10 protein-coding genes are annotated in these 9385 nt (G+C 45.0%); 2 read left to right on the top strand and 8 right to left on the bottom strand.

The window, feature by feature from the left end:
* Positions 1-97: 97 nt before the first annotated feature.
* The 8 genes from ACTQ53_RS06875 to ACTQ53_RS06840 form a co-directional block, all read right to left on the bottom strand.
* A complete protein-coding gene (locus ACTQ53_RS06875; protein ID WP_441932543.1) occupies positions 98-547 on the bottom strand; it encodes an N-acetylmuramoyl-L-alanine amidase in 450 nt (149 codons plus the stop codon).
* A gap of 41 nt (positions 548-588) precedes the next feature.
* Positions 589-1014: a DUF5675 family protein gene (locus ACTQ53_RS06870; protein WP_441932542.1), complete on the bottom strand. Its 426-nt coding sequence runs from the start codon at positions 1012-1014 to the stop codon at positions 589-591.
* A 132-nt stretch (positions 1015-1146) separates the two neighbouring features.
* Complete coding sequence (locus ACTQ53_RS06865) at positions 1147-3675, bottom strand: DUF3987 domain-containing protein (RefSeq protein WP_441932541.1); 2529 nt, start codon at positions 3673-3675, stop codon at positions 1147-1149.
* A gap of 43 nt (positions 3676-3718) precedes the next feature.
* The gene (locus tag ACTQ53_RS06860) at positions 3719-4120 is read right to left on the bottom strand and encodes a hypothetical protein (RefSeq protein ID WP_441932540.1); all 402 of its coding nucleotides are present in this window, start codon (positions 4118-4120) and stop codon (positions 3719-3721) included.
* Positions 4121-4336: 216 nt separating this feature from the next.
* Entirely contained in the window at positions 4337-4618 is a 282-nt protein-coding gene (locus tag ACTQ53_RS06855; RefSeq protein ID WP_297158509.1) for a DUF3127 domain-containing protein, read from the bottom strand.
* A gap of 202 nt (positions 4619-4820) precedes the next feature.
* Positions 4821-5114, bottom strand: coding sequence for a hypothetical protein (locus ACTQ53_RS06850; protein ID WP_441932539.1), 294 nt, complete (start codon positions 5112-5114; stop codon positions 4821-4823).
* A 303-nt stretch (positions 5115-5417) separates the two neighbouring features.
* Entirely contained in the window at positions 5418-6332 is a 915-nt protein-coding gene (locus tag ACTQ53_RS06845) for a hypothetical protein (RefSeq protein WP_441932538.1), read from the bottom strand.
* Positions 6333-6344: 12 nt separating this feature from the next.
* Entirely contained in the window at positions 6345-7271 is a 927-nt protein-coding gene (locus tag ACTQ53_RS06840) for a hypothetical protein (RefSeq protein WP_441932537.1), read from the bottom strand.
* A 1075-nt stretch (positions 7272-8346) separates the two neighbouring features.
* On the opposite strand from ACTQ53_RS06840, the gene ACTQ53_RS06835 reads away from it, so the two are divergent.
* Both ACTQ53_RS06835 and ACTQ53_RS06830 read left to right on the top strand, forming a co-directional pair.
* Positions 8347-9036 (top strand): HU family DNA-binding protein, encoded by a 690-nt coding sequence (locus ACTQ53_RS06835; protein WP_441932536.1) that lies wholly within the window; start codon positions 8347-8349, stop codon positions 9034-9036.
* 83 nt (positions 9037-9119) lie between these two features.
* The gene (locus ACTQ53_RS06830; RefSeq protein ID WP_153126028.1) at positions 9120-9215 is read left to right on the top strand and encodes a smalltalk protein; all 96 of its coding nucleotides are present in this window, start codon (positions 9120-9122) and stop codon (positions 9213-9215) included.
* The last annotated feature ends 170 nt before the right edge of the window (positions 9216-9385 follow it).

Genomic DNA, 9385 nt, shown 5'->3' with positions numbered 1-9385 from the left:
TTACTGAAAATCAGCGACTTGACCAACTTTTTATAGTTAAGTTTTCATAAGCATTTCTTAATATAAGTTATTGATTTACAGCCGATTAAATATTAATTTAACGCAGTATTGTTAAGCCTGAAACCCCCTCAGATTTTTGCACTTCTATTGAGAACTTGCCCTTCACATCAAAGCAAGGGCAATCCTTGGCGGCGAACTCGTTGTGGCCATGAACTGTCGCCTCGGGATATTCTTCCTTCAGCTGTTCTATGAGCGCTTTCAGCGCCGCCTTCTGCTCGGAGGTTCGGGTGTCCTTCGGCTTGCCATCCTTGGAAAGCCCGCCGATGTAGCATACTCCGATGCTCACGGTGTTGTGTCCCTTACAGTGGGCGCCAACTTCCTCCACTGATCTGCCCACGTGGATGCTGCCATCACGATAAATCACGAAATGATAACCGATGCAGAAAAAGCCACGCTCACGGTGCCAGCGGTCGATGTCGGCTACGGTGTAGTTGCGACATTCTCGGGTCGCACTGCAATGAATGATGATTTCCTTAATCTTACGCATGATATTACTATTTTAAATGAATGAATGTTAGGGTGGAAATCCTAAAATGCTATCGAGATTTCATCACTACCCCAATCTATGATACGTAACTTGATACACTCCTTCTTTTTAGAAGCCTTCCTTAATCGTTCACAAAGTCGGTCGAAGTATTCCTGAGAATGAATCACCAGCCCAGTGGCTGCAGCCTTACCCAGAATGATGCAGCCGTTTTCCAGCGTCATCGGTCCATTACCGGGTTTGAGACAAGGAGTATTAATACCCACTTCCCAAACAGCCTGTCCCTTCCTCAGGATAACAGGCATTTTTCTACTCTTATTAGCTATAGAAACAAAAGCTATCTCATAGTCTCCTGCAGGCAAAAAACGATCAGGATGTTCTATGGTATTACAAACTGTCGTACCCTTTATTACTAATGTGCCGTCTACTCCCCATCGGGTAAAGCGACGGCGATAAATGATTATTTCCATAAATATCGTAAAATAAAATTGATTTATTGATAGGGCCATTAAGGATTTCCTTACTGAAAATCCTTAATGACCGAAAATGACCGTGACCGTTAATGACCGGATGTATTAATGGTCACTTACTTTAAACCACTATTATACTGAAGGTTGAACCTTCTGGTAACGCATATCGGGCAGCACACCTATCAATCCCTGCCGCTTCCAGTTTTTCAACATCTGTCTAACAACCTCACGAGTTACGTTAGCCCCCTTTACAGCTATACTTTGCTGTAATGCCTGTTCAAAGGAAAAAGTAACGTCAAGCCGCTCGAAGATGGAATCATTTTTGCCGCGTCGGGAACGATCATAAGTCGTCTGACCGCAATAACTCTTGGATGAGAATGCATCCTCTATGCGACTACGGAAGAAGTAGAGTGCATTGTCCAACTGATAATCTGCCAGGATATTGAAGGCTTCGAGCATGGTTGGTGTCTGCGTCTTTACGATCATTTCCTTCCATAACAGCGGATTCTGTTTCAGCTGCTTCTCGGCACCCTGGAAACCATGTTTCTGAATCAGTGTCTCAGCTACCTTACAGAGCATGATGCAGGTCATCATTCTCATCGTGGTAGGACAGATACGGAAACGCTGGCGGGCTTTCACCTTGTCATCATTTTTCATGGTCTCCAATCGTATCTGTTCCAGCCACTCCCTGCCCTTATTCTCCAACTTAGGCAGAACCACCTCGCCCTCCATCAGGGGCAAGAGATGAGCTATCTGCCGTATGTGCTCACGTTGAGTTTCGGTCAGCACAAAGAGATTGTCTGTAAGCGGAGTGAACGTGTTGTCCGGCGTTCGCGCCACGACAATACGGCTTTGGAAACCATCCGTATAATTGTTCACTACCCGATAGAGTGCATCTGGCGTTCCGCACATCACAACGTTCCACAAAAGATGTTCGATATGAACATTCACCGCATCTGCACTTCTTGCCTCGCGCTCATAGCTCGTTCCGTCGTAAGCCTGGCGGAGCATCACGGAGAAGTCGCTCATGGCAGATTTCCACTTCTGTGCCACTGTGTCGGCTTCCGGAGTAAACGAAAAGGCGTGCTTGCCTTCAGTATTAGCCAGTCGTTCTGCAAGGTTAGCCACCGTATTATTTAAAGTAAGACATCTTACAGGCAGCTTTGGTTCTTCCGGCTGCTCCTTCTTATTCTTAGCCGCACGCTTCTTGGCTCTCCATTCATCCTCCTGCTGCTGATACATTTTGTCCATCTGTTTCACTTCCGAAGTCCATGCATCAACCACAGGGTCGATGCTTCCCTTGCCTGATGCAAAATCACCGGCGATGTAGGAGATAAGGTTCAAGGAATTCATCTTTCCGTGAACCGCAACCTTGACTCCCGTTGCCAGCATTCCGATGACTGGACAGATGGCGGTAATTACAGGCATTGCCAGAGGTGGTCCCACAGCATTGATTGAGTCACGCACACCCTGCGGCATCTTTGGCAATGCATTGAAATAGAACATTTCGTCCTGGGCATTTGCCTCATCAAGAGCATTGACCAGTGCCTCATTTTCTTCGGCCGATTCGCCAACCTTGGCTCCCTGCTTCATTCTCTCCTGTCTGATTACGGAAAGCACATCCTTCAGTCGCTTAGGCATTTGCGTGATTTTCTCATTCAACGCAGAATGAATGCAAGCCATCTTCTCCTGCTCTGAGAAGCCATCGTAGCAGGGAATGATCTGTGCCATCAGGTTACCGTCGAATCCGCAGATGTGGCGCAGGTTAACGGCAAGTTCGAAGGTCAGCGTATTGCGGTTGGAACGAACCGGTTCCTGCCCGTCATTATACATCTGCCACCACTTCCTGATGATTTCAGAATAAGGGATTCCGAGGTAATCCGCAGAGCTGGAGGAAGAAGAGGAACTATCCTGAGAAGTTTTTCTCGAATTCTCAAATTCTTGACCTTTTAAAATCCCCTGAGAAGATTTTCTCGGATTCTCAAATTCTTGACCTTTTAAAATCCCCAGAGAATCCTTCTTGACTTCTTCCAGCCAAGGCTTGTAATGCTTGTTTGCCTTGTGCGCTCCTTCCGGCAGTTCCTCCTTCCCATATCGTTCTCTTTCTTCTAGAACCTTCCCTTCAGCAGCCACAGCAGCCTCATCATATTCATCCTTGAAGAGTCGTGGCGAAAGGAAGAGCAAATCTTCGTCATCCGATGTAGTAGTGAAATAAACACGATTGATGTCGTGAGCCGAAGTATCCATTTCGCACTTGAGCATCGTAGCAATCCTCACCTGATTCTCCAGAACCGTCTTGCCCTTTTCACGCTCAAACACCGCATGTCCGCCCTGTCTTGCACTACGCTCCAGCATCAGCAATCCGTACTTGTCCGGTTCTTTCAGCAGCAGCTTGGCAGCCTTGGCGAAAGCCTCCGGCTCATCCATATCAAATCCGAAAGCACCGCTTGGCAGTTTCATTCCCTTCACCACGCCTTGCGGATAATGGCCGGAATAATTAAACTGTACCAGTCTCCGTTTCGCTGCATCGTTGCCGGCACGGGCAAGTCGCAGATTCGCCTTCTGCTCGTTGCTTCCACGCAGCTGCTTATACTCCTCTTCCGAGGTGATGGAGCGGGCAACCTTGTGCCCGTTCTCCACCTTAATTAAATAACAACTCATCTATGTGTTTCTACTTTCAATTTAAGTTGAACATCTATATCCTCTATCGTTTCAATTGATAATCCACAACCGCATCAGCAGCCTCTTCTGCCTCCTTTACCAGAGTGTTTCCGATATTGATTCCCTCATCGCAAAACACCTTCAGGGTGAGCTGAATAGCTCCGTCCTTGGTCTTACTCACACGTCCGTGAGCCAGCTTTCTGATCAGTTCCGCCTGCGAGCGGATTCTTGGTTTCGCCATGAAGTCGAAAGTACCGTCCGTCAACTGCTGGGCAATGCCCTGCGAGCGGAACCCCTCAACCTTGTTTCTCACCCCTTCGTTTTCAGGTGAAAACATGAAACACTTGCCTTCGTCATAGAAAGCCACACCACCCAGCTGCACGTGCTGGCAGCCGTTATTATTTACCTGCTGGTTATTCACCTGCTGTTTATTTACTTTTTTCATAATCTGAATTGAATTTTAGGAGAAGAAACATCCGGATTATTGCGCGCTTTACCATGGAAAATCCTCCTCTGTTTCAACTCAGTTTTTTTACCTTTTTTGCCTCCTTTTAGCCTTTAACGGGGGACCAGCGATGGAATCGCTGGGAAAGGGGGCGGAAAGGGTTAAGGTTCTTTTACCTTTTTACTTTTTTACCTTTTTACCTTTAAAAAAGCCTTTTTACCCTTTTACCTTTTCAATGTCCGTAACCAGGATGTCCTGGTAAACCTGCCCATTGTACTCACGAGTCGTGAATCGGAGCGTAACCGCCACCAATGTTCCCGGAGCGAACTTACACTGGGCAATGTTGCCGAGCATTGCCGCAGCATACTGGTTCTCGTACTTGCCGCCCATCTCCTGGAGGATGATGTTGCATTTCATCATCTGGCCGTTCTCACTCTTCTGACTCTGTACAGCGAAAGCCTCGCCCTGCTGCACCACTCTCATAAACATTCCGTTCATAATCTATAACTGCAAGACCTAGCCTTCCTTTCAAGGCTGATTAGTTCCAACTCCGATCTTGCTGAAAGCTGGTGCAAAGATAAGAAGTCTTTGAATGCGCTGGAACAGTTGGTGAAAGAATGCCCCCTCATCTTTTCACCACTTTTCTTTTCGAGCCTATTTCCTGGCTGTATTCTGCCTGCTTCAACCTTTCAGCCCAAGCCTATTTCAACTCAGCTTCAAGGATATTTTTCATCACGATGAGTAGGCTGCCGGCTTCTTTGCCGCCATGGATCATTCGCAGCTCATATTCCTTATTCAACAAATCGAAGAAAAGTTTCAGATAGAAACGTTCCGTAACTTTCTTCAGTTTTTTCCCGTCTCTGATATTTCTCAGAGTAGGAAAGTTTACGCCCTCATTGAGCTTCACCAGCTGGCTATGCGTATAGCCCAGTTCCACTACGGCAGCATAGGCAATGCCCAGCGCCGTTTTCTCATGCTTCTTATTATCTGCCATGATTCCTGATCGGTTTGCGAGAGAAGCCGTGGATTACCGATGGCCATCTTCAATCACATTGTGAGGTTCCCCGCCTCCGCTCAGGTTATAACTATTAAATATGAAAATGCTCGGAAATGAGAAACTGATTCCCAAATCCGAGCGCAAAGATAAGAATATTAGTCTGTAGATAAAAATACGCATAAAAAAATAAGGAGGCTATTTCTTATCAGCAATTTATCTGCTGATAATCAGACAGAAAGAGGGCGCTGACAGAATTATTCCATCAACGCCCTCATTATCTTTATCTGTAATAGCTGCTTTTTATCCTACTGCAGATAATATGAATTGCTTTATCTTAGCATGCATTTCTTTGGTTAAAGTCGTATTACTGGATCCAAAATCGGCATGGTTTCCAATATAGGCTCTCACGTTCACTCCTACAGCATCGCTGATAGCTTGAATACTGCCCTCCAAAACAACATTCTCACCGTAAGGTATAGTATGAAGTATGCCCAGCACATTTGCTACAAGTTTCAGATTGTAGCCCCATTTATTTCCTCGTGGTTGTTTCTCTTTTAACAAGAGAGGTATTTCTTGCTCTGCACAAATATTTCTCCAAATATATTTGTAAACATCCCAGTCTATATTCAGAAAGACTCTGATTCCCCGTGTGAGCTTCTCTATCTTTTCTACCCATTTCTCCACATTAGCCTTAGCTTCTTCATCCATCAATTCCAAAGGAGATTTCACATTCAAATAGTCTGTTACGGGTAAAATAATCTTATTTCCCTCGTTATCGTAGCGACGATGCTTGAATGCCTTGATCAACTTCTCAGTGAAAGATCTTATTTTCGGATTCATCAGAAGATGAGCCAAGACCGAACACACAGCCCGATTCGGATTTTGCACAGCAGCATCATCCCCCTCACTGGATTCTGCATCACACATTTGAGTGAAGAGTACCGTAAGAATGATGACTGCGGTTTTTTCTGACTGATGCCGATTCTTTAGTTCTCCATAGAGAAATTCTACTTCATTATCACGATGTTCTTTGATTTCAGACAGTTTCTGGCGAATCATTTCTGTTTCACTCCATACTTCTACAGCATTCAGTCCGTTCAGTTGTTGCTCAAGCAAACAGAGGAGCCATGTCCAGGTTCTAAACAAATCATCGCCCCTATAACGGGCACGCAAAGAGGTCAGTTTCTCCTCCGAAAAACGTTCAAACTTTTCCATCTTTCAACCAGTTTAATGAGTGAAAACATTAGGCATGTCCTTCATAAATACCTTAACCTTATCCATTGCAGATTGTCCCATGCCAGGAAGCGGCTGCGCTCCTATTGCCAGATCATTGAACACCTCTGAATCAAGTTCGCGCACCACGTATTGATCTTTGCCACACAAAATAGCTTTCCCCTTTTCTCCCTTAGGAAGCATTTTTATCCACGCACCTGCGCTAGATGCTCCTGCAATAAGTGCCGTCTGACGCTGATTGTTGCGGTCGATTTTCACAGCACCACCCTCATTGGCTCCAAATGTAAAATCAAGGTCACTATCCCAATCCTCACGGGCTGTAGTTAGGTATTTGTCCATCACCTTGGTGAGACGGTCTAAATTGAGATGAGGAAAATGAAAGGTTACTTTACTGAACCCCTTAGGATATTTACCCAGGGTTTCCCAAAAGACATTTGTTCCATAAACCGCAGACAGCTTAACTTTCAGAAGTTTACACTTTAGCAGTTTGCAGAAGGATGCTTCTAGGATATTAGCCACAGTCTTCGTATGGCTGAAAGCCATAGTTTTTTGCTCAATGGCGATACGCTGGATTCCTGGGCGATTGTCTATAATGACCAGACAATTTCTATAATCAGCATATTTTTGAGACAACAAATGTTCATCGGTAATAGTCACGTTTGTAACATTTGCCACACGCATCACATAGACATTATCTTGTGGTTTCACTATTTGTTTGTGCCAGTATGGTTTCTTTCTGGCATTCTCAAACGGGAATGGTTTCTCGAAATCAGCCAGCAAAAGCTCTTCAAGCAATTGCTGGCGATTTTCAAATGATTCTTTCACATTTACATTTTCCCAGTCGGGGAACTCAAGTTGATGTTCTTCGTTAGGTTCTATAATGCGTAAGAAATTATAGTTATAAATTGCAAATTTAGACATATTCTTAAACGTTTGTTTATAAGTTTATTCAAGTTTGAATTTTATATTTATAGCCTGCTTTTTATTGCAGAATTGCCTTCAAAGGTACAAAAAAATTTCGAAACATCTACGTTTTATTATAAATATTAACACAAAAATCCAGAAAAAGACTTACCAAGGGATTTTACCTTTTATACAAGAAAATGAGTATAAAAACTGATTATGTAAATAATGCTTACTGCCCCAAACAGAGCAATATTAAAGGAAGAAACTATGCAAAGGATAATGATATAAAACATACTTATGATAGCTATGTTCGATATTTTTACTCTTCTATATAAAGAAGCAAAAGAACTGATATCAAAGTGGTTTTATAAATTTCCAAAGGGAAAACGCAAAAATCCTCTTCCTCACATCAACTAATGCTCCAAAGAAAGGGCATTTATGGCGGAAATGAGAGCGAAGGGAAGGCGAAAAGTGGGGCAAAGAAGCAACAATAATGTAGGAAAGGACACTGACGTATGTAGTTTATTCCCATACATTTATATACAGACAAAAACTTAAATGTCTTATTATAAATCATTAAAGCAGAACAAATTACAAGAACAATACTAGCATAAAAGTGTATTAATTAAAGCCTCGGAATCCGGTCATTAATGCCCGGTCATTTTCGGTCATTAAGGTTTTCGGGGGGCGAAAAAATAGCTATAATATATATTAAAATATTTTAATATATATTATAGGGGCTAAATGACCGGAAGTGATTTTTCTTAATGACCGATAATGACCGGTCACTAATGACCGGATGCAGCCCGTTGCCACGACTCCCCTCACCTACTCTCGAAAGGCTCCATTTCACAAGATTCCGGAAAACTGAATTCAAGTTGCCGGAAAAGTATTGCTTCCTACAGTGCTTTTTCGTACCTTTGCACCGGCAATCGAAGGAAACGCCTTAGGTGCCTGAAAACGGGCATCTCTTACGACCGAGGCGGGGGATAAATGATGACAGGCGCCGGTCATCAATGACGACCCCGAAAAGGACAGGAAACGGGGCTTCCGGGGAGTTGCAAAAATGAACCTTTTAACACAAACGACTATGATTAATTACAGCATCGTAATGCGTAGCGTGAACGCAAATCTTCTGGCAATCAACCAGGCAAAGTCACGCATCAACCAGGCGAAGAAGGAGGGCAAGGAGCCTGAGAAGGCAGACCTCGACCTCGTGAAGACCGAGAAGCAGAACGCCTTCGCCGTATCGCAGTACACCGACATCATGACCATCGAGAAGTTTGCCAAGCACATCACCTCCCATGGCAGCGTGTACTCCAGAGCCGACATCAGCGCCATCCTCTACATGGCAGTGGACTGCATGAGAGAGATGCTGCTCGAGGGCAAGAAGGTCCGTCTGGGCGACCTGGGTGACTTCTCCGTCCTGCTCACCTCGAAGGGTGCCGAGGATGCCGACAAGTTCACCGCGCAGAACATCACCGACGTGAAGGTGCAGTGGGAGCCTGGTCAGCAGTTCAAGACCCTGCGTGACGAAGCCGAGTTCAACCTCGTGGCAAGCCGTAGTGCTCAGGCTGCCGTGCTCAAGGCAATCAAGGAGGGCAAGACCAGCGTAGACCTCAACGCTCCAACCACTCCGGAGGGAGGCGGTGACGGAACCAGCGGCGGTTCTACTACCACCGGAGGTGGCGAGAATACCGGAGGCCAGGGCAGCGAGAGTTCCGGCGGAACGGGTAGCGAAGGCTCAGGCACCGACCAGGGCGGAGACGTAGGTTTCTAGACAGAGGGGGAGTTAAGGGAAGTTAAGCATTAACTCCCCCACTTGCAAAAACTGATTTGTTTAACCTTTAAATTAGAAAGACTATGAAAAGAGACACATGGAAGATGGTGTTGCAGATAGCCATCAGCATCTTGACGGCAATCGCAACCACGCTCGGAGTGACTAGCTGTGTAGGCTAGAAGTTGAAAATGAAGAATGGCCGTTCTCCTCTACCCCATGAGGAGGCGGTCATTTTTTCGTATCCCGGTCATTAACGGTCACGGTCATTAAGGTCATTAAGAAATTATAAAAGGAAAGTAGAGGGAAGACAGCAAAAAAATCATCTTTTTTTTGCTCGTTTTCCCTTTTT

Origin of the sequence: Prevotella sp. Sow4_E9_plate, from assembly GCF_052116205.1 — a bacterium.
GTDB lineage: Bacteria > Bacteroidota > Bacteroidia > Bacteroidales > Bacteroidaceae > Prevotella.
The sequence above is the reverse complement of the archived record's forward strand: the minus strand, read 5'-3'. Positions and strand labels throughout refer to the sequence as shown.